Annotated in this window: 15 protein-coding genes, 1 tRNA gene and 1 pseudogene; 9 read left to right on the top strand and 8 right to left on the bottom strand. The window is 70.7% G+C overall.

Annotated features, from left to right (window positions below):
* Positions 1-142: 142 nt before the first annotated feature.
* The 5 genes from C470_RS08690 to C470_RS08670 all read left to right on the top strand — a co-directional run bounded on the left by C470_RS08690 (position 143) and on the right by C470_RS08670 (position 3001).
* A tRNA-Cys gene (locus tag C470_RS08690) sits at positions 143-218 on the top strand.
* Positions 219-319: 101 nt separating this feature from the next.
* On the top strand, positions 320-1159 hold the full coding sequence (locus tag C470_RS08685; protein WP_004599194.1) for a hypothetical protein: 840 nt from the start codon (positions 320-322) through the stop codon (positions 1157-1159).
* Between the two features lie 76 nt (positions 1160-1235).
* Positions 1236-1442: a hypothetical protein gene (locus C470_RS08680; RefSeq protein WP_008366660.1), complete on the top strand. Its 207-nt coding sequence runs from the start codon at positions 1236-1238 to the stop codon at positions 1440-1442.
* Between the two features lie 202 nt (positions 1443-1644).
* On the top strand, positions 1645-2259 hold the full coding sequence (locus C470_RS08675) for a VOC family protein (protein WP_008366658.1): 615 nt from the start codon (positions 1645-1647) through the stop codon (positions 2257-2259).
* 1 nt (position 2260) lies between these two features.
* A complete protein-coding gene (locus tag C470_RS08670) occupies positions 2261-3001 on the top strand; it encodes an alpha/beta hydrolase (RefSeq protein WP_008366656.1) in 741 nt (246 codons plus the stop codon).
* Positions 3002-3026: 25 nt separating this feature from the next.
* On the opposite strand, the gene C470_RS08665 is transcribed toward C470_RS08670, so the two are convergent.
* From C470_RS08665 to C470_RS08645, 5 genes and pseudogenes are all read right to left on the bottom strand, one after another.
* Positions 3027-3770: a hypothetical protein gene (locus tag C470_RS08665; protein WP_008366654.1), complete on the bottom strand. Its 744-nt coding sequence runs from the start codon at positions 3768-3770 to the stop codon at positions 3027-3029.
* Positions 3771-3849: 79 nt separating this feature from the next.
* Positions 3850-5913 carry a SpoVR family protein gene (locus tag C470_RS08660; RefSeq protein WP_008366652.1) on the bottom strand — a complete coding sequence of 688 codons (2064 nt, stop codon included), beginning with the start codon at positions 5911-5913 and terminating at the stop codon, positions 3850-3852.
* Positions 5910-7250, bottom strand: a pseudogene (locus C470_RS08655) (DUF444 family protein). The gene C470_RS08660 and the pseudogene C470_RS08655 overlap by 4 nt, the downstream one beginning before the upstream one ends.
* A complete protein-coding gene (locus C470_RS08650; RefSeq protein ID WP_008366650.1) occupies positions 7241-9658 on the bottom strand; it encodes a serine protein kinase PrkA in 2418 nt (805 codons plus the stop codon). Before C470_RS08650 ends, C470_RS08655 begins: the two are co-directional and overlap by 10 nt.
* Position 9659: 1 nt before the next feature.
* Positions 9660-11732, bottom strand: a complete 2073-nt coding sequence (locus tag C470_RS08645; RefSeq protein WP_007995460.1) for a PrkA family serine protein kinase — start codon at positions 11730-11732, stop codon at positions 9660-9662.
* A 434-nt stretch (positions 11733-12166) separates the two neighbouring features.
* Between C470_RS08645 and C470_RS08640 the strand changes: the two genes are divergently transcribed.
* Positions 12167-12913: a DUF1028 domain-containing protein gene (locus C470_RS08640; protein WP_008366648.1), complete on the top strand. Its 747-nt coding sequence runs from the start codon at positions 12167-12169 to the stop codon at positions 12911-12913.
* Between the two features lie 10 nt (positions 12914-12923).
* On the opposite strand, the gene C470_RS08635 is transcribed toward C470_RS08640, so the two are convergent.
* Positions 12924-13760 carry an endonuclease/exonuclease/phosphatase family protein gene (locus tag C470_RS08635; protein WP_008366646.1) on the bottom strand — a complete coding sequence of 279 codons (837 nt, stop codon included), beginning with the start codon at positions 13758-13760 and terminating at the stop codon, positions 12924-12926.
* 461 nt (positions 13761-14221) lie between these two features.
* On the bottom strand, positions 14222-14704 hold the full coding sequence (locus C470_RS08630; protein ID WP_004599178.1) for an RNA-binding protein: 483 nt from the start codon (positions 14702-14704) through the stop codon (positions 14222-14224).
* 147 nt (positions 14705-14851) lie between these two features.
* Between C470_RS08630 and C470_RS08625 the strand changes: the two genes are divergently transcribed.
* The 3 genes from C470_RS08625 to C470_RS08615 all read left to right on the top strand — a co-directional run bounded on the left by C470_RS08625 (position 14852) and on the right by C470_RS08615 (position 16367).
* Positions 14852-15466, top strand: coding sequence for a 2Fe-2S iron-sulfur cluster-binding protein (locus C470_RS08625; RefSeq protein ID WP_004599176.1), 615 nt, complete (start codon positions 14852-14854; stop codon positions 15464-15466).
* Positions 15467-15557: 91 nt separating this feature from the next.
* Positions 15558-15896 carry a hypothetical protein gene (locus C470_RS08620; RefSeq protein ID WP_004599175.1) on the top strand — a complete coding sequence of 113 codons (339 nt, stop codon included), beginning with the start codon at positions 15558-15560 and terminating at the stop codon, positions 15894-15896.
* Between the two features lie 135 nt (positions 15897-16031).
* A complete protein-coding gene (locus tag C470_RS08615; protein ID WP_004599172.1) occupies positions 16032-16367 on the top strand; it encodes a NifU family protein in 336 nt (111 codons plus the stop codon).
* A gap of 47 nt (positions 16368-16414) precedes the next feature.
* Here C470_RS08615 and C470_RS08610 read toward each other — a convergent pair whose 3' ends face one another.
* Positions 16415-20293, bottom strand: coding sequence for a glycoside hydrolase family 97 catalytic domain-containing protein (locus C470_RS08610; RefSeq protein WP_008366643.1), 3879 nt, complete (start codon positions 20291-20293; stop codon positions 16415-16417).
* Positions 20294-20339: the final 46 nt, after the last annotated feature.

Genomic DNA, 20339 nt, shown 5'->3' with positions numbered 1-20339 from the left:
AGTCGCCGCCTACCCATTCATACGGGAACAATCCCACCAAGCCCACGGACGTAACGTCCGTGGGCTTTTTTCATATCCAGCGACCCACACGCTCGCAGCCGACCGCTAAGCTTAAACGCTCGACAGCGGTACGTTCGCACGCGCCAAGGTGGCAGAGTCTGGTCAGACGCAGCGGCCTGCAGAGCCGCCCAACGCCGGTTCAAATCCGGCCCTTGGCTTTCTTCTTCGAGACGGACCGGCCGGTCGGTCCCACGAACTGACCCGCTTAGTAACCGTTAAACACCGGGTGACCCATGCGTGAACTATGCAACGACGCGCTGTGGCCGTGTTTGTCGCGCTGTTCCTCGCCGTCGCGGGCGTGGCGGGCGCGCTGACCGCGACGGCCGAGAGTCCGGAGATAGCGCTCGAAAACCCGGAAATTGACGCTGCGCAGGGAGATACGATCGAAGCCGGCGGGGAGACGTTCACGGTGGCCGACATCTCGGAGACGGAGGAGGGTGGCGGTCACGGCGGTGCGGCAACGACCGTCGTTACCGGAACGCTCGAACGCGAGTACACCGCCGAGACGTCCGAGACGTGGGCGAACGGCTCGACGGTGACGGTCGATGACCGCCAGTGGCGCGTTGAGATTTCCGGCGACGACGCCAGCGAGTTCACGCTCGTCGAAGTGCTCGACCGACAGGCGATTCTCCAAGCCGACGACGCGGCGGAAAACGAGACGGTCACGCTGGAGGACGGCGAGTACGTCGCGGTGACCGACGAGAACGGCGACCGGACGCTGGTGCCCGTCGACGAGTACTTCCCCGCGCCCGAAGAGCGGACGCACGCGACGGGTGAGACGCTCGAGTACGACGGGCAGACGGTCACGGTCGACGACGTGACGACCGGCGGCGCGGTCCTCGTGTGGGAGACCACGGAGACGGAGACGGTCGAGGTCGCGCAGCACTCGACGGTGACGCTCGGTGACACGGACTACGTCGCGCACTTCCCCGACGCCTCGACGCTCCGAATGTCGTCGGACATCGAGGCGTACGAGGCGCAGGTCACCGAGATCGAACGGTTCAACCAGTACAGCAGCGGTCTCTCGCGCGTCCTCGTCCTCTCGGTCTTGTCGTCGATCATGCTCGCCGGGATGGCGTTCATCCCGTCGCGGTACTGACCGCCGACCGGCGTTTTCGTTCGGTTCCGCTCCGGTCTACCGACAGTCACTACCCGTCGGGACCGCTACCGAGACCATGAGTTCGACAACGGAGAAGGTGCGACAGCTCGCCCCCCACTGGGCGGTGATGTTCGTCGCCATGTTCGCCGCGCTGGCGGTCGTCGAGTGCGTCCTCGGCGGGCTCGGGCTCGCGGCGTCGCTGGTGATCGTCCTGGTCATCGCCGTCGCGTACCCCGTCGTCGTTCGGACGCTCGGCGTCGCACCGCCCGTCTGGCAGCAGTGACGGCGGTCCTCCGCAGTTGCCGGCACAGCTCCGCGCACGGGGACTCGACGACGGGATCAGCCGGCGACGGCGACCCGCCGGGCGCTCTCGAGCGGAGTCGAACGACGGCCCCTCTGAGGTACTCCGCCAGATAACACCGGTGTCAGCCGGTCACCGTCCCGTCCCTCTCGATTTTATACGGCTCGGTCGCCTCTCGATCGGTATGAGTGACGAGAAGCTGGCTCCGGTCACGTCGGAGCTTCCGGACGCACCGTTCCACACCAGCGGCACCGATCACATCACGGTCTGGGGCAGCAACGAGGAGGACACGCTCGCCTTCTACCGCGACCTGCTCGGGATGCCACTCGTGTTGCGGCAGCCGAACCTCGACGACCCTTCGCAGACGCACCTCTTCTTCGACACCGGCGACGGCCGAATCCTCACGGTGTTCGTGAGCGACGAGCGGGCGTCTGCGCGCGGCCAGCGCGTCAACACGGGGGCCGTCCACCACCTGTGTTTCAGCGTCGAACCCGACGAGTACGAGGAGATCATGGCGGCGCTCGAAGACGCCGGCAAGGGGTACAACGTGTTCGACCGGGGCATCTTCCACTCGATTTACACCCAAGACAACAACGGGCTCGTCATCGAGCTGTCGGCCGACAAGTACGAGATCCCCGACGGCCGGAAGGGCGAGGTGCTCGCGGCCGCGCAGCGCCTCCGCGAGGAGGACGGTGCCGACTTCGCGCAGGACCGCCACATGGAGGGGGCCCTCGAAGAGCTCGGGCTCCCCGTGAACAAACACGACCTGCCCGACGCCGACGCCGGCGTCGGGGTCTGAGATGGCCGACCGCTCTCCGGGACCGCACGCGGGCGACGACCCCCACGGCGACGAGCCACTGGTCACGGCCGGGACGCCGCTTGACGACGCCGGAGCGGCGCTCGTGCTCGTCCACGGCCGCGGCGCCACCGCCCGCAGCGTCGTCGACTTGGGCGAGCAGCTGGCCGGCGACCGCGACGTCGCGATCATCGCACCCGCGGCCGCGGGAAACACATGGTACCCGAACTCCTTCCTCGCGCCGATTGCGGACAACGAGCCCGGTCGGACCTCGGGGCTTCGGGCGGTCGGATCGGCGGTCGGTCGCGCGGTCGACGCCGGGATCGCTCGCGATCGCGTCCTCGTCGGCGGCTTCTCGCAGGGCGCCTGCCTCGCGAGCGAGTTCGTCGCCCGCAGCCCGACCCGCTACGGCGGGCTCGCCGTCTTCAGCGGTGGGCTGATCGGCGAGACGGTCGCCGTCGACGACTACCTCGCGGACGCGGCCGCCGACATCAAGGGCGGGGCGGAGGAGGACGCCGAGGGCGGACTGGACGGCGACGCCGAGGAGCCGCTCGCCGGGACGCCCGCGTTCGTCGGCTGTAGCGACACCGACCCCCATATTCCCGAGGAGCGCGTCCACGAGACGACCGCGGTGTTGGAGGCGCTCGGTGCCGACGTCGACGAGCGGATCTACGAGGGGATGGGCCACGGGATCAACGACGACGAGATCGCGGCGGTGTCGGAGCTGGTCGCCGCGCTCGCGTAGCCGCGCTCCGTCTCCCGATCGCCTGTCACGACACCGCGGCGATCGAGAGTCGCAGCGTCGCCAGCGCGGCGGCTCCGAGCACGCCGCCGAGTGCGGTCGACGCGGCCGTGAGCCCGCCCGTCAGCGTCGCCAGCGTCGCCGGGATCACGACCGCGAGGACGAGGAGGACCACCGCGGCGCTCCCCGTCGCCATCGGGTCGAGGCGCCGCACGCGCTCCCGGAGTCCGGACGGCGCGTCGGACACGGCGGCGCGTTCGCCCGCCGCGGTCGCGGGTTCGGCCCGCTCCCCGCCGCTCGCAGCGTCGGAGTCCCGCTCCCCGCCGCTCGCGCCGCTCGCAGCGTCGGAGTCCCGCTCCCCGTCCGACCGCCGCCCGGTCACGATCCGCCAGCGGCCGTTCTCGCTGCGCGCGCGGGCGAACTCCCCGGCGATGAGGTTGGCGGCGCCCGGCGGGTAGCCGAGCCCGCGGACCAGCGCGAGGAAGTCGCTCTCGTCGTACCGGCCCGCAGTCGGCCAACGGTAGCGGTCGCGCAGGCGCTCGCCGGTCGGGAGCGCGTAGGCGACGCGGACTAAGTCGCCGTCGCGCTCCCAGCCTAACACTTGGACCCTGACGGTGCCGTCCGCGGCCGAGTGCCGGTCCAGCAGGTACAGCTCGGTCGCGTCGTCGATCGCGGTCGGGTCCCGGTCCGCGAACGCGAGCGGCGTCCCCTCCGGGAGCGGGCGCGATCGGTCGGCGCCGCCCTCGGCAGCCTCCGTCTCCGGAGTGTCCATGTCCGTCCTTGTCGCCCGCCGGTCATAAGTGTCGGTCCGAAGGGCGGAGCGGCGGATCCAGGGGCCGGCAGCGGGCGCCTCACGCCAGCCAGTCGTCGGGCTTCGTGTCGTAATCGACGTCGTCGGCCGCGATCCGGGACTCGGTCTCGGCGTCGAGGTCGTGTTCGGTCACGTCGCCGCCGTCGTACTGGTACCGCACGCCGACCTCCGTGCCCGCCGGCTCCTCGCCGCGTCGCTTGGCGCGCCGGACCTCCCCGTCGTCGTACTCGACGCGGATCGTCGCGAGGTTCACCGGGCGACCCCACAGCTCGAAGACGCGCTTCAGGGTCGCCTTCGCGCGCTCCGCGTCGAGTTCGACGCCGTTGTACCGGTGGCCCAAGAGGAGCTCGCCCCGGTTCCGGAAGTTCCCGTCCAGCACGACGATCGTCGGCTTCCCGAAGTTCGTGAACCGGAGGAGCAGCTTCTTGCGCACGTCGTCGGCGTCGACGCTGGCGACGCGGTGTTCCCCGGCGGCCCGGCTGTACTCGTAGGTGAAGTAGTTCCCCTCGCGGACGAACTCGTCGGTGAGGAACGCGTCGATGAACGTCACGTCGTTGTGGCTCTCGCGCACCTCGAACATGCGCTCCCAGCCGGCCGCGCGGTCGACGTCGTCGATCGCGGCCGCCACGGTGTCGTATCGGTCGACGTCGAACAGGTACCGCGCCTGCTCTTCGAGCGCCTCCCGGGAGACGTTGCGGAGCGCGCCCCGGTGCTCCGGCCGCGAGAGGACGTAGTGGCGCTCCGCGAGCCCCTCGCGCGTGAGCAGCTTCCACGGGTACCGCTCGACGTCGACGCCGGCGGACTCCGCGCCCGCGTCGGCCTCGTCTCCGGCGGAGAGCGCCCGGTCGACCGCCTCGGCGTCCACGCGGGGGTCGCCGTCGGCGGCCATTTCGGCGAGCTCGTCGAGCGTCGCCGGGCCGGCGCCCGCGATCGCCGGGTGCGGGTCGAGCAAGGCCGCGACCTCGTCGAGGTCGATCCGGGCGTGGAAGTTCTCCGGCGTCACCCCCTCGACGCGGAGCAGCTTGTCGAGCACCTCCCGGCGCGCCGCCCGGAGCTCCACGTGCGTCCACAGCTCGAAGCCGAGCTTGTACGGGTTCAGTCCGGGCGACCCGAGCACCCGGGACATGTGGTCGGCGTACGTGAGGAACTCGTCCGGGCCGGCGAACCCCTCGCCGCCCATCATCACCGACTCCCAGTACGTCGCCCACCCCTCGTTCATCACCTTCGTCTGCTTCTGCCCCGCGAAGTAGTACGCCTCCTCGCGGACCGCGTCGATGACGGTGGTCTCCCACGGCTCGCGGTCGACCGCCTTCCCGCTGTCGGGGTCGTACCGCTTCCCGTGGTCGCGCAGGAACGCCAGCACGTCCGGGCGCGGCTCCTCCGGCTCGACGCCCTCGCCGCGTGCCTCCAGCCACTCGTCGTCGAACACGTCGCGGCGCACCTCCTCGGAGAGATTGAGCTCGTCGATCCGGGCTTCGATCGCCGCCAGCGGGTCCTCGTCGCCGTCGCTCACGTCGGCCGCGACGCCCGGCTCCTCGACCGACCGGGCGGCGTCGACCGGGCTGTGCTGGTCGATCGTGTCTTCGAGGGCGCTCACGGCGTCGATCAGGCGCTCCACCTCGTCGCGGTCGACGTCCGTCCGTTCGGCGATCGCCGCGATCCGGTCGGCGTTGCGCTCCAGCCGCGCCGCCGCGTTCGGGCCGTCCTCGCCGCGGTCGGCGTACAGCCCGAACCACTCGTTGTTCGCGAAGAAGTCGGCGTGCGCCTCGACGTGGGTGATGACGGCCTTCTGGTCGGCCGCCGAGTTCGACTCTTGGAGGAAGGCGTGGGCGGGGTCGTCGTTGTTGACGATCTCGAACGCCTTCCCCAGCCCGTGGCGGTCCTTCTTTTTCTGTCTCTCGTAGTTCATCCCCCACCGCCAGTGCGGGTACCGACGCTGGAAGCCGCCGTAGGCGATCAGCTCGTTCATCTGGTCGTGGTCGACGACCCAGTAGCGCACCGGGTACGGCGCCAGCCCGAGCCGCTCCGCCAGTTCGCGGGCCTCGCGGGCCGGCTCGTCGAGCGCCTCGGCCTCGCGTTTCGCCTCGACCCGGTCGTCCCTCATCGCCGCTCACCCCCGTCGGTCCGGCCGGTCGCGCGGCCGTCGCCCGTCTTGGGTCCGTCGTCTTCGGCCTCCGTGCTGAGGATCTCGTAGATCGCGTCCGTCACGTCGTCCGGCTCGCTGACGCGCGCGACGGCCACACCGTCGTCCCCCTCGAACGCCGCCTCGACCTCGTCGGCGTGGCGGGCGTTCGCCGCGCCGTCGCCGGGCTGGGTCTCCACGTACGCGTGGAGGTTGGCGTCGATCGACTCCATCTTCGGGATCACGCGCTCGGTGGTGTCGCTGCCGGCGTTCTCGGAGTCGCCCGCGGCGAACACGTACCGGTTCCACTCGCCGTACGGGTACTCCTCGAGGATCTCCTCGACGAGGTCGTACGCGCTGGAGATCCGGGTGCCGCCCCCGGACTGAATCCCGAAGAACTCCTCGCGGTCGACCTCCCACGCCTCCGCGTCGTGGACGACGTACCGGAACTCGGCGGCGTCGTACTTCCCGGTCAGGTACCAGTCCATCGGGGTGAACACGCGCTCGACGAGCTCCCGCTTCGTCTCCCGCATCGAGCCGGAGGCGTCGCGGACGTTGACGACGACGACGTTGCGCTCGCGCTTCTCGATCACCTCCGGGTGGCGGAACCGCTCGTCCTCGCGGCGGAACGGGACGCTGTCGAGCCCCTCCCGGCGGATCCGGTGGGTGACGGGCTCGCGGTCGACCCCCTCCTCGAGCGCGTCGAAGCTCTCCCAGCGGTCGAGCGCCGCCACCGGCTCGCCGCGCTCGTCCTCCGCGGTCGCCGCGGCGTCGGCGATCCACGCCCGCGAGACCGGGATCTCCTGGTCGCGCGCCCACGCGAAGACGTCGTCCACGTCGGCGCCGGCGACGAACAGCCCCTCGCGGACGTACGACTCGTCGAAGTCGGTCGCGAGGTGGCGCTTCAGCCCGCGCTTGAAGAACTCGTCGACGTCGAGGGTCCCTCGGGGGCCGGAGCGGGCGGTGTCGGTGAAGTCGCCCTCCACCTCCGCTACCACCCGCTTCCCCTTCGGTTCGAGGTCGAGGCCGAGCGCCTCGTCGAGCTCGCGGGCGAACTCCTCGGGATCTGTCTCTTATACACATCTCTGAGCGGGCTGGCAAGGNCCATCAGAGATGTGTATAAGAGACAGGCCCTGCCCCACCCCGCCGGCCGCTCGCTGGTCGTACTCGAAGGCGGGGAGGTCGACGACCTTGATCGGGATCCGGATCCGGTCGGCGTCGGAGCCGCCGAGGTCGCCGTGGCTGATGAACTCCGCGAGGTCCTCTCGGCGCGTCTCGCCGACCTCGCGGAAGCGCTCGCGGTCCTCCGTCAGTCCCACGGATCACCACCTCCGTTCCGGTCGGCGCCGCCGTTCGGCCCGTCTTCGTCGGCGCGGCCGCCGTCGACGTCGGGCCACTCGTCGCGAACGTCATCCATCACCGCGCGGCTCGTCAGCTCCGCGGACGCGGGGCTGTACCCGCGCTCGCACAGGCGGGCTATCGTCTCCGCCTTCACCCGCTCCGTCTCGGTGTCGGCGGGCGGGTCGGGCCACGCCGCGGGGTCGAGATCGGGGAACCGCCGCTTCACGTCGGCGAGGTCGTTCGCGTCGATCACCGCCTTCAGCTCGGGCACCTCCCCGAGGTCGACCTCGTCGACGCTGAACTCCTCGCCGCGGTTGCGCCACGCGTACCGCGTGAGCCCGCGGATCACCCGCTCGCGCCGGAAGCGCTCGACGTCGCGGCCCGGGTCGGTCCCGCGGTAGTCGCCCTCGTCGAAGCGCCCGAGCGTCTCCGTCTCGAACACCTTCATCGCGAGCGGGTCCGGCGCCTCGTCGGCCCGCTCGCTGTCGGTCGGGTCGTCCTCGTCCCACGCGTACACGTGCTCGACGTACTCGGCGACCGTCTCCGTCGGGACGGTCTCCTCGGCGAGGATCGCGCCGATCACGTCCTCGCGCTGCCGCTCGCGGATCCGCTCGGCGACCGGCCCGCGGCGCCCCTCGAACTCCGCGGCCTCGGCCCGCGAGAAGACGGGGGCGCCGGCGAGCCCGTCCGCCATCGCGTCGAGCACGTCCGTCGGGGTGACGACGCGCTCGACGGGGAGGTCGGGGTGGCTCCGGTCGGCGGTCGTCGCGAGCAGGTCGGCGACCGCGTCGCGGGCGTACGTGACCGGGATCCCGTTCCGGCCGTCCCCCGCGGCGAGGGCCACGTCGTCGACGGTCACCGCGTCGTCGCCGCGCCGGACCTCGCCCGTCTCGTACAGCTCCGCCGTCTCGATCAGGTCGAGGTCGCCGGGGAGGTCGTCGCCGTCGAGGCGCGTGACGACCGCGTACAGCGCCGCGGCCCCCACCGCGTGGGGCGCGATCTCGCGCTCGACGGCCGCGCCGTCCGACTTCCGGACCTCGATCGACAGCGGCGCGGCGCCCGGGTCGTCGCGCGCCCGCGTCGCGCCGTCGCTCCCCGCGGCGGCGTCCGCTCCGACCGCCGCGTCGTCCGCGTCGCCCGCCCCCTCCACCGCCGTCGCGCCGGCGATCTCTCTGCGCAGGAGCCGCGCCTCCAGCCGGCGGTTCGTGAGGTAGCGGAACTCGTGTTTCGAGAGCCGGCGCTTCAGCGCCTTCAGCGGGTCGGCGTCGCCGCGCTCGGCGTGGCGGTCCAGCTCCGCGTCGAGGTCGGGGTTCGAGATGACGATCAGCTGGGTGTCCAAGTCCATCCCGATCCCCTTGTCCAGCTTCACCCGGCGCTCGTCGGGGACGTTGAGCAGCCGCCGGAGCAGGTCCGCGTGCTGGCTCGCGTCCTCGACGACCGTGGCGACGCCGTTCCCCTGCGAGAGCACGCCGTCGTAGCTGAACGCCTGCGGGTTCTTCCGGCCGCGCGAGTCCAACTCGCGCAGCATGCCGCCCATCCACGAGCCGACGAGCCGCTCCTTCGCGGTCCCGTCGTCCTCGGCGTGGAGGACGCCGATCCCGCGACCCACGTCGACGACGTAGCTCGTCACCCGGAGGTGGTCGCGGTCGGTGATCGCCGAGAAGAGGTCGCGGCGTCCCCGCTCGCGGTAGGCCGACTCCAGGCGGTCGTACGCCTCGCGGCTGAACGGGTCGAGCTCCACGTCGGCGGCGATCGGGTAGGCGTCGTCGTCGGCCGCGTCGGCGATCGACTCCCGGACCGCCTCGGGGAACACCGACAGCGGGTGCGACTGGACCGGGCTTCGGTACCACTCCCCGGCGTCGCCGCCGTCGCCGTACGAGAGCGACGCGGCGCCCGCGCCGCCGCCGACGCCGTCGGCGCCCGCGACGTTCCACTCGACGGTGTACCGCCGGCCGGCGTCCGTCTTCGAGAACGCGCGGAGCCCGTTGACGAGACACCGCTTGAACTCCGATTTCCCGGTCGCGGTCGGCCCGTCGACCCAGACTATCGTCTCGTCGCCGCCCCGCCCGGTCGCGGCCGCGCGGAGGTCGTCGACGAACCCGTTGAGCGCGCGGGTGTTGCCGAGGACGGCGTGTTCGCCGTCGTTCGCCGGGTCGTCGAAGAACCGGTACCGGTCGAGCGTCTCGCCGCGCTCGCGGACCTCGCGGGTCCCGAACGACTCGACGGCCGCGAGGACGTACCCCGCGCCGGAGGCGGCCGCGGTCGGGTTCTCCAACACGCGGTCGACGTAGGCGGCGAGGCTCATCGGCGGGTCGTACGCCCCCCGGAGCGCCTCGTCGGCCGCGTCGACGAACCCCTCGCCGTCCGATCGGGTGCGGTCGCTCATCTCAGCCACCGTCCTCGATCTCCGAGCGCGCGACCGCCGCGCCCGCGTACTCCAGCACCTCGGCGGCACCCTCCTCGGAGTAGCCGCGGTCGACCAAGGCCGAGACCCACGCGCTCCGGTCCTCGTCGTCGAGGTCGGTCGCGGACACCAGCGCCGAGAAGTTGATGTTGTGCTTCTTGTCCTCCCACAGCTTCCGTTCGAGGGCGCGCCGGAGCCGGTCGTTCTCCTGCGGGTCGAAGCCGCGCCCCTCGCGGGCGCGCCGCGACACCCAGTTCGACACCTCCTGACGGAAGTCGTCCTTCCGGTCGGAGGGCACGTCGAGCTGCTCTTCGACGGCGCGGAGGAACGTCTCGTCCGGCTCCGTCTCCCGCCCGGTCAGCTCGTCGTCGACGGTGTCGTCGTCGATGTACGCCATCACGTGGTCCATGTACTTCTCGCCCTGGCGACGGAGCTCGTCGACGTCGTACGCCAGCGCGTGGCGCACGTCCTCGATGGCGCGCTCGCGGTACTCCTCGCGGACGCGGTCGAGCAGGCGCTCGTAGCGGTCGAGGTCCTCGGCCGCGATCGAGCCGTGGCCGCCGAGGTTCGCCTCGAAGTGGTCGAAGACGGAGAGCGGCGAGAGGTACCCCCGCTCGCGGTGGGTGGCGTCCATGATCGCCTCCGCGATCTCGTCGCCGACGAACCGCGCGGAGATCCCGTCCATCCCCTCGCCGACGTCGGCGGACTCGGCGGCGTCCTCGCGGAGCTTTCGCCGGTCGATCTCCTCGTCTTCTAACTCCCCGTTGTACGCCTTCGCCTTCTCCACGAGCGTCACCGTCTCGTCGGTCGGCTCTTCCAGCCGGGTCAAGACGCCGAAGAGCCCGGCCATCTCCAAGGCGTGGGGCTCGACGTGGACGTTGGGAACGTCGGCGTTGTCGAGCATCTTCTCGTAGATCTTCGCCTCGCTCTCGTACTCCAACACGTACGGGTAGTCGATCCGCTTGGTGCGGTCGTTGAACGCCTCCATCTTCTCGTCGCCGGTCTTCTCGCGGTACTCCGGCATGTTCGTCCGGCCGACGATCACCTGGTCGATGTCGATCCGCGGGTTGTTCTTCGGCTTGATCGTCGACTCCTGGGAGGCGTGGAGGAAGTCGTAGAGGAACTCCCGCTGGAGCTTCAACAGCTCCTCGCCGGAGAACAGCCCCCGGTTCGCGTTGCAGAACGCGCCGGCGTAGTCGAACGCGCGCGGGTCGGACTCGCCGTAGACGGCGAGCTTCGCGTAGTTGACGTCGCCGGTGAGCTCCGTCTCGTCCTGGTTCTTCTTGTCCTTCGGCTCGAACGTCTCGATGCACTCCCGGCGGTTCTCGTCGGCGACGAGCCGGACGACCTCGACGTGCTCGTCGAGGACGCGCTCCAGGTCGTCGTCGTAGTGCGCGAGCAGCTCGTTCAGGTAAAACTCCGAGGCCGGGTCCGGGTGCTGGTCGTTCCTGAGCGTGTAGGGGGCGTCGAGCCGCTCGTTGAGGTCGTCGATCACCGCCCCCCGCTGGGGCTTCGGGAGGAGGACGAGCGGGTCCTGGCTCATCGGCGAGCGGACCGCGTCGTCGTCCGGGTCCTGGTCGTCGATCACCGAACAGAGGTCGACCCACCGGAAGGTGTACATGCGGCCGGCGTCCTCGCGGGTGTACGCCTCGAAGTAGCGGCGGACCAGCCAGTCGAAGTGCGACTTGCCGGAGCCGACCGGACCGAGCAGGAGCTTGATCCGCTTTTCGGGACCCAGTCCGCGGGCTCCGGACTTCACCTTGTTGACGAACTCGTGGATCGCCTCGTGTACCTCGCGGCCGTAGAAGACGTTCTCGCCGTCGTGGAGCGGGTCCTCGGCGGCGAGCGCGTACTCGACGACGCCGCGTTCCTCGTCGTAGCGCGTCCCGTAGTGGTCGAACATGTCCGCGACGCGCTGGTGCGCGTTCCGCGCGATTTCGGGGTCGTCGTACAGCGCGTCCAGGTACCAGTCGAACGAGCGCGCGGCTCTGAGGTCGTCGGGGACCGCCGTCCGGTACTCCTCGCTGAGCCGTTCGAGCGTGTGTCGGTCTGCCATCGTATCACGTTCGCTCGGATGGCGGGATCGGCGTCGCCGGCGCGGGTCGCGACGCCCGGAGCTGTCGCTCTCCGTGCGCGTATCGGCAGCTCGTCGACCCGCGAGCGGCGCGTCGTCGGGGTGCGCGTCGGTGCCGGTGGACGCCTCGCCCGTATCCGAGGCTATATATGTGGGAGGGATTGCCACGGATAAGTATGTCGCCAGTTCACATCCCACTCGATCCGTTCGGTGCCGTCGCAGTCCCCGGATCCGCCCCGATCGGTGACGGTCCGTCGGCCGGTTTTATCCGGGGTTCGTGAGATCCACGGCGGGCGTGGGTCCCCGCGAATCGCTCGCGCGCTCGCCGTCCGTTTCACCCCGCCGCTCCGCGCCCGAGAACCGGAAAGCTCGCCCCCGGAACCCACTCTTTTGCGGGACGCCGACCCAGTACGCGTGTGACGTTCAGCATCTGCGTTCGCGAGCGGTACACCGACGAGGACGGCGGCGACCAGATCCGGTTCGGCGTGGCGGTGACGACGCGGCTGCCGGGCGTCGGCACGCTGTGCCCCTTCGCGTCGTCGGACGGCGCGGTTGCGACCCAGTCGCTCGTCAACGTCGAGCTCGGGCGAAAGGGGATCGAGTACCTCGGCGACGGGCTCGCGGTTGACGACGCCTTGGAGGCCCTCCTGAACGCCGACGAGGGGAGCGCCCAGCGCCAGCTCCACGGCGTCGACGCCGACGGGACGTTCGCGTTCTCCGGCGACGAGTGTAACGGCTGGTACGGCCACCGCGAGGGGCAGAACTACACCGTCGCGGGCAACCTCCTGACGGGCGAGGACGTGATCGAGGACACCGCGGCCGCCTACGAGTCCGACGCGCACGGCGACGCGCCGCTCGCCGAGCGGCTGATCGACGCTCTCGCGGCGGGCCACGCCGCGGGCGGCGACAAGCGCGAGGACCTCGAGGTCCAGTCCGCGGCGCTGCTCGTGCGCAACACCGAGGAGGACGCGGACGACCCGTACTACAACGACCTCCGGGTCGACGCGAGCGAGACCCCGGTGGCCGACCTCCGCGAGACGTACGAGACCGCCAAACGCGGCTACGAGACGATCTTGGAGAAGTACGCCGACGCGGAGGACGCCGAAGACGACGCGGAGGCCGACGACGCCGACGCGGAGGCCGGCAACACCGACGCGGAGTAGCGGCCGCTCCCTACATCGACAGCCGCGCGAGGATCGGCAGGTGGTCGGAGGGGTACCGCCCGCGGTCGTCGCGGTCCGTGAGCGTCGCGAACGCGTCGACCGACACCGCGGGCGAGACGAGCGCGTGGTCGATCCGGCGGCCGTCGATCAGCCGCGAGAAGTCGGTGAGGCTCGTCTCCGGGCCGTGTCTGAGGTCGGCGTCGGCCGCGGCGTCGCGGAGCGCGAGGGCGTCGCCCGTCGTAGCGCCGTCTCTCGCGACGGACTCGTCCCCGACGAGGATCCGGTGCGGCTCCGACCCCGGGGTACAGTTGAGGTCGCCGACGAGCACGACCGGGGGCGTCGCGCCGGCATCGTCCTCGTCCGCCGCCGCTATCTCCGGCACCCGCTCGCGGAGCAGGCGGGCGGACTCGCGTCGCGCGTGTGCGCTCACGTGGTCGAAGTGCGTGTTGACGACGAGTAGCTCCGCGTCGCCGTCGACGGCTTGGACCCGCGCCCACGTCGCGATCCGCGGGTGGGAGGCGTCCCAGCCGGTCGAGGGCTCATCGGGGGTCTCCGAGAGCCAGAACGTGTCGCTGTCGGCGATCTCCCAGCGCTCGCTCCGGACCGCGATCGGGCACCCCTCGCCCTCACCGCCGGCCTCGCGGCCGCGTCCGACGAACTCGTACGCCAAGAGCCGCTCGCGGAGATCCTCGCGCTGCTCGGGGAGCGGCTCCTGGAACGCGGCGACGTCGGGGCGATGGAACCGGACGAGTCGCGCGACGGCGTCGCGGCGGTCGTGCCAGGCGTCGTGGTGGTCGCCGCGGTTGGCGTAGCGGACGTTGTAGCTGAGCACCCGGATCCCGGTCATTACCTCTGGGGTCGCGGGCGAGGCGATTAAAAGGCGCGGAGGGATCGCGTGTTCGCTTGGGTCGTCGTCGGTGGGTGTGCTGTCGATTACTTATAAAACAGCGTGTGCGGATCAGCGGTGAACACCGCCGAAGCCCCAGCCGGGAGGCGGCCGTACGCTCGCTGTGCTCCTCGGTCGCTCAGTTCGTTCGCTCCCTGTGGTACTTACGTCGCCTACGGCCGCCTCCCGGCAGCGTGGCGCTACGCGCCACGGGCAACCGGCGGCGGAGCTGCCGGTGACTGCCCCTTCGAGTCCCTCCCCGCACCGCACGGCACCTCACGCCTCCCCAGCCTCGTCAGTCGCCTTCGCTTCGCTCAGGCGACTGACTCCCTCGCGCGGTGCTGCTCGGCCGCGAAGCGGCCTCGCAGGCACGCGCCACCGCCTCGTCTATTTATAAATAGTGTCGCTGCCGCCGCCCGAGCTCACACCGAGAACTCGTAGAGGTCGTCGCCGACGTGGTGGATCGACTCGACGACCTTCCCGCTGTCGCCGGCCATCTCGTCGCCGTCGACCAGCGCGCGGCCCACCGCCAGCACCTTCCCGTGGGTCTCCTCGGCGATCACGACGAGGTCGCCAGCGCGGATCGCCTCGTCGGCCTCGACGATCCCCGGGCGCATCACGTCGGCGCCGTCGGAGACGAAGGAAATCGCGCCCGCGTCGACCGTGACGACGCCCGTCTCCGGGTCGAAGTCGTTCGCGCCCCGGACGGTGAGGAACGGCTCGTCGTCGTCGACGTAGAAGACGGCCGGGTCGCCGTCGACCAGGACGAGCTCGTAGCCGGCGTCGACGAACTCGACGAACTCGAAGGTGTCCCCGTCGATGTCGACCCCGAGGTGGTCGGCGACCGCCTCTTGGATCGCCGTGATCTCGTCGCTCCGGAGGTGGTGCCGGGATTTCACTTCCATGGGCGTCCAGTCGACCGCTCGGCCGATAAATGGACCGCTCCGCGGCGTGGCTGCGGGCGATCTCTCCGCAGCGCTGCCGCTCGACGCCGGTCTCGTCCCGTTGGACCGATCAAAACGGTCTTAATCCACCTCTTCATATCCCCTCGTATGCTCAACCCACTGGCGATCGTGCTCGCGGCGATCGTGAACCCGCCCGCGATCGTGCTCGCGGCGGTCGCGACGCTGCTCATGGTCCTCGTCACCTCGGTGCGGGGGACGGGGTGGGAGCCCACGACCGACATCTCGGACGAAGTCCTCGAACGCCGCGCGTCCGCGGTCCCCGAGACGGAATTCCCGGAGCCGGGTAACCGCGCGGTCGGCGGCGGCGGTGGCGGCGGCGGCGCCATCCCAGCCGGCGGCGACGGCGAGGAGGGCGAGCTCGAAGAGGGCGATGCCGGCGGCTCCGGCCCCGGCGCCATCCCCGAAGACGAGGTGGAGTACTTCGAGGTCGAGTTCGTCAAGCAGGGCGAGACGGTCGAGCTCTCCAACGACGAGCCCATCCTCGAACAGGGCGAAGACGAGGGGTGGGACCTCCCGTACGCCTGTCGGCAGGGCCAGTGCGTCTCGTGTGCCGGACGGATCGCGGACGGCCCGAGCGAAGACTTCGTCGAGCACGACAACCAGCAGATGCTCGAGGAAGCCGAGATCGACGACGGCTACACGCTCACCTGCGTCGCCTACCCCCGCGACTCCTTCAGCATCGAGACCGGCGAGGCGCCGTAGTCGCCCTCGCGTCCGCGCTCTCGCCCTCCCTCCGATTTCCGCTCGCGTTCGCTCGCGACACCCTTTTTCCCGTCTCGCTCCAACCGATCGTATGTCCGTCACCACGGCGCTCGTCGCCGGCGGCGGGGGCCTCGCCGTCGCGCTGATCGCCGCGGCCGTCTACCGCGACGCGGTCCGCGTCGGCGTCGACCTCGGCTCGCCGCCGGCGTGGGCCGCCCTCGTCGTTCTCACCGGCGGCGCGAGCCTCGTCACGCTGGTCCTCGTCCCCGACGCGCCCCTCCCCGGCGTCCTCGTGTTGACCGCGCTCGGCCCGCTGCTGTACCTGCTCGAGCGCGACGACTCGATGAACGGCGACGACGCGGCCGACCCCACGCGCCTCCCCAGCCAGTCGGGCGACGCGGCCGACCCGAGCGACGAGCCCGACCGGTAGTCGCTCGACGCTGGCCCCAGATGAGCGGTCCTCGCGGCGCTGTTCCGTCTCATCGACGATGACACAGTTCCTTTCGATTTGTTCGATCGCTCCTAAACCGCAACTTTCCATACCGTCGGCGTTGTACTGGAGGCAATGAGCGACGAGAGCGACGAAAGCCTCGCGGACCGGGTAGAGCAGTGGATGGTCGGACAGATGCCGATCATCCAGATGCACGGCGGCACGAGCGTCGTGCGCGAGGCGGACCCCGAGACCGGTGAGGTCGTCGTGGAACTCGGCGGCACCTGCTCCGGCTGCGGCATCTCCAACATCACCGCCGACAACATCCGTCGCGACCTCATCATGGACTTCGAAGAGGTCGACAACGTCACCGTCCGGACCGCCTCCTCCGGCGACAACGGCGCCTCCACCGTAGAGGGCGGCCGCGGCGGCGAACTGAAACACGAGACCGAGTCCGCGAACCACTTCTGAATGCGGCGCGGCGGAGGGCTCCGCCGCGTCTCTACTCTTCCTCAACTCTACAGCGGCGTGAACGGCAGCGACGCGAGCGTATCGGCGTCGTAGGCGAGCGCGTCAGACTGCGACGTTCCCTCCGGCGTGATCATGTCGATCACGCGCGGCGCGTTGCCCGCCGCGTCCGCCTTCGCACCGCCGAAGACGAACCCGCCGGCCTCGACTTGGACGTCGCGGAACGCGCCGAAGTCTTCCGAACCGACCACCGGGAGGACCTCCCAATCGGAGATGTCGGCGCCGCCGAGCGCCGTCTTCGGAACGGAGACGACGGCGACGTTCGAGCTGAAGTCGGCGAACTGCTCGGGGCTCTCTATTCGAGTCCCGTCGGCGTCGACGAGCGCCCCGGCGAAGCCGCTGGCGGAGAGCCGGTACTGCCACGGGTCGTCGAACTCCGTGACGACGCTCAGGTCACCAATCTCCGTCGTTCGCCCGCTGTCAGCGGACGGGTCGCGGAGGTAAACGACGAAGAAGTGCGGCGAGAACACGCCGCTCCCGAACGTGTCGTACAGGTTCTCCACCTCGAAGGCGAACCGGTACTCCTCTTCGCTCTCCAGCACGCGGAACGAGCGGAGGTCGAACGCGCCCGGTTGGAAGTCACCGCTCCCCGGGTAGATGTACTCGCCGGGCCCGGCGTCGTCGCCCTGCGGGTCGGTGAGCTCCGCCACGAGGTCGCCGGGAGCGACCGTGACGGTCCCGGAGCCGAGCTCCGTCCCGCTGTCGGCCTCGCGGACGACGATGTCGAAGGTGTCGATCCGCGAGACACTGAAGCCGAGCTCCACCGTCTCGTCCGTCGCGTTCGGCGGTAGTCGGACGTTATTGAGCGCTTCGACCTCGCCGTCGACGAGGATCTCGACCGTCCTGCCGCCGACGAAGGCGGCGTCGTTGGAGCCGGTCGCGGTGATGAACGGTTCTCCGATATCCGCTTCCTCGGCGACATCGACCGCCGTCACCTCCTGCTCCGGGCGCTCGTACTCGGGGAGCCGGTTGATCTCTCGGCCCCGCGCCGGGCGCAGTTTGACCGCGGTCCCGCCGCTCGCGGCGAGCGACGCGAGCAGCGTCGTGTCGGGCGTGACGACCGCCTCGTCGATGCGGACCTCGGTCGGGTCGCGGTCGACGCCGGTGCCGACCGCGTCAGCGAAGATCTCCGCGACGTACTTCGGACCGTTTCGGCCCTTGCCGCGGCCGTTTCCGCGACCGTTTCCGTTGCCGTTGCCGCGGCCGTTACCCTTGCCTTTGCCCTTCCCCTTGCCGCGCCCCGGCGCGTCGCCGGAGTTGCCGGGTGCGTTCCCCGAGTTCCCGGGCGCGAGGAAGTCGAGCGGCACGTCGACCGCGCGGCCGTCGCCGTCGGTCATGACGCCGAGGTACCACTCGTCGCCGTGCAGGCGGGCGATCGCGAGGTAGTCGCCGATCGCGGCGCCGACGACGCGCGTCTCGTCCCAGCCGGCCGCCGGGACCGACTCGATGAAGCCGAACTCGGGCTCGGCGTCGAAGTTCTCGCTGTCGGGGACGTACCCCTCGTACTCGGCCGGGGCCGGCGACGGCTCGCCGGACTCGGTGACGGCGACGGTGTTGAGGTTGAATCCGCCCACGTCGCCGCTGAAGCCGTCCTCGCCCTGCGCGTAGTCGAGCTCGATCGCGACCTCGTTGTCGCCCGCGTCGAGGTCGACCTCGGTCGTGAGCACCTGCCAGTCGTCCCAGTACTCGGTGAAGTCGGGCTCGATGGTCTCGCGGTCGTCGTTGACGCGCAGCGTCGCCCGCGGCGTGCCGGCGTCGATCACGCGGCCCGCGTTCTCCTCGGCGTCGCTCGCGTACCGGAGGTGAAGGTCGTACGTCCCGGCGCTCGGCACGTCCTCGACCGTGAAGGAGACCGACGACCCGCTGGGCGCGCGGTTGGGATCGACCGCGACGTAGTTGGTCCCGAACGCGTCCCGCCACTTGTCGCTGGTGACGAGCCCGTCGAGCTCGCCGGCGGCGGCCTGGAGCGCCTCGCCCACCGCGAACGTCTCGTCGACGTACCCCTCGATCCGGTCGGCGGCCATCTGGAGGCCGCTGAGGTACGTCGGGTACATCGCGAGCTGTTTCGCCCGCGTCGTCTGGATCTGGTCGCCGCGCTCGTCGTTGAAGGTGATGTCGAAGATGCCGGGCTGGTAGCTCACCGGGCCGGCGAGGTTCCGCGTGAACGGCAGCGTGACGTGGTGGTCGCGGCCGACGTTCGACCCCAGCTGACCGAACCCGTCGTACTCTTGGGCCTTCACCACCTCGCGGTTCGCCACGTTCGGGTAGGTGCGGATCTCGCCGGTCGGCTTGATCCCCTCGTGGATCTCCAGCTGCTGGCGGTTCGCGGCCGCCTCGCGGATCACCCGCCGGTGGTGGTTCACCGCGAGCTGGTTGTGGTGGTTGTGTGTCGCCGCCGTTCCGTCCCCGTCGATGCCGAGCCCCCGATCCGCGACGTAGCCGTTCTTGATCGTGTTGATGCCGACGTCGTCGTAGCCCGCGAAGGCGTCCCCGTCGAGGACCGCCTCCTCGTAGTTCGGGATGTTACCGGCGGTCTCGTTGTGGGCCGTCATCTCGACGGGCTCCGGAAGCGACGCGCCGAACTCGGTCACCTCCCGAACGTCGAAGTCGGGGTAGGAGTCGTCCACCCCGAACTTCAGCCCGGAGCCGTCGCCCGGATAGGTGTCCCACCCCTGGTTCCACCCCTCGACGAGGACGCTGTCGATGCCGTTCTCGCTCGCGAAGCGCATGTACCGCTTCATGCGCTCGGTGCGCGCGCCGTGGATGTACGCGGCGGGGTTGTTCCCCGCTCCCTCGATCTCGTCGTCGGAGCGGTACTCCCAGTTCGCCGACCCCGCGATCATCGTCCACCAGATGCCGACGTACTTCCGGGGCTCGATCCAGTCGGTGTCGGGCGCGCCGCCGGCGGTCGGGAGCGCCGACTCGTCGAGCGGGTCGGAGAGCAGCGGGACCAGCTGCGACTCGATCAGCTCGCCCGGCCGGTCGACGACCTGGATCGTCCGCCACGGCGTCGCCGCCGGCAGCTCCAGCGAGGCCCGCGACCCGTCGGGCAGCGGCGTGAGCTCGGTCGCGAACGCCGTCCCCCCGTCGTCGCTCCGGGGTGCGAGCGTCGCGGCCGCGTAGTCGTCGAGGTTCGCCTCGTGGACGCTGAGGTACGCGTCGCCGGCGTCGACGGTGAGCGGCGTGTGCGCCCCGGTCCGCATCGGCGTCTCGTCGGGCCGTCGGTCATCGCTCCCGCCCGGGATCTCCGAGAGCGGCGTCTCCGCGTACTCCTGTTCGAACCGCGGGTTCGTCACCGCGTTCGCGATCCACCACGCGGTGTAGTCGTCCGCGAAGTCGACGCCGGTGTTCTCCGAGTCGACGACTGCCTTCTCCGAGTTGCTCGCGAAGCCCTCGCCGAGGACCACTCGGAGACCGACCCCGTCGTCGAAGACGCGGATCTGGAGAGTGGCGGTCCGGGCGTCCTCGGCGGCGCCCCCGTCCGATCCCGCGTCCGCGAGGCCGACGCTGAGAGCGTTGTACTCGGCCGACACCGCGTCGTAGGCGCCCCACACCGGCTCCCACTCTTCCGTCGCCGCCTCGCGCTCGGTGCCCGTGACTGCCACTGGCCCGTCCTCGCTACCGGCGCTCGCACCGAACGCCGACTGGTTCCGGAAGTCGAACCCGAGCGTCGACGACTCGACGTAGGTCTCGCCCTCGCGCGCGACCTCGTAGGTCGGCACCCCGTCGGCGACGTCGACCGTGACCGCGATCGACCCGTCGGGCGACTCCACCGTCTGAACCGGATCGTCCGCGTCGTTGGCCACCCGCGCGGCGTCGTCGGCCGACACGTCCCGCGAGTAGGCGGCCGCGGCGACCAGCGCCCCCACGCTCCCGAGGAACCCCCGCCGCGTCGATCCGTCTAACGATTGCTGA

Source organism: Halorubrum distributum JCM 13561 (genome assembly GCF_000337395.1).
Lineage (GTDB): Archaea > Halobacteriota > Halobacteria > Halobacteriales > Haloferacaceae > Halorubrum > Halorubrum distributum.
The sequence above is the reverse complement of the archived record's forward strand: the minus strand, read 5'-3'. Positions and strand labels throughout refer to the sequence as shown.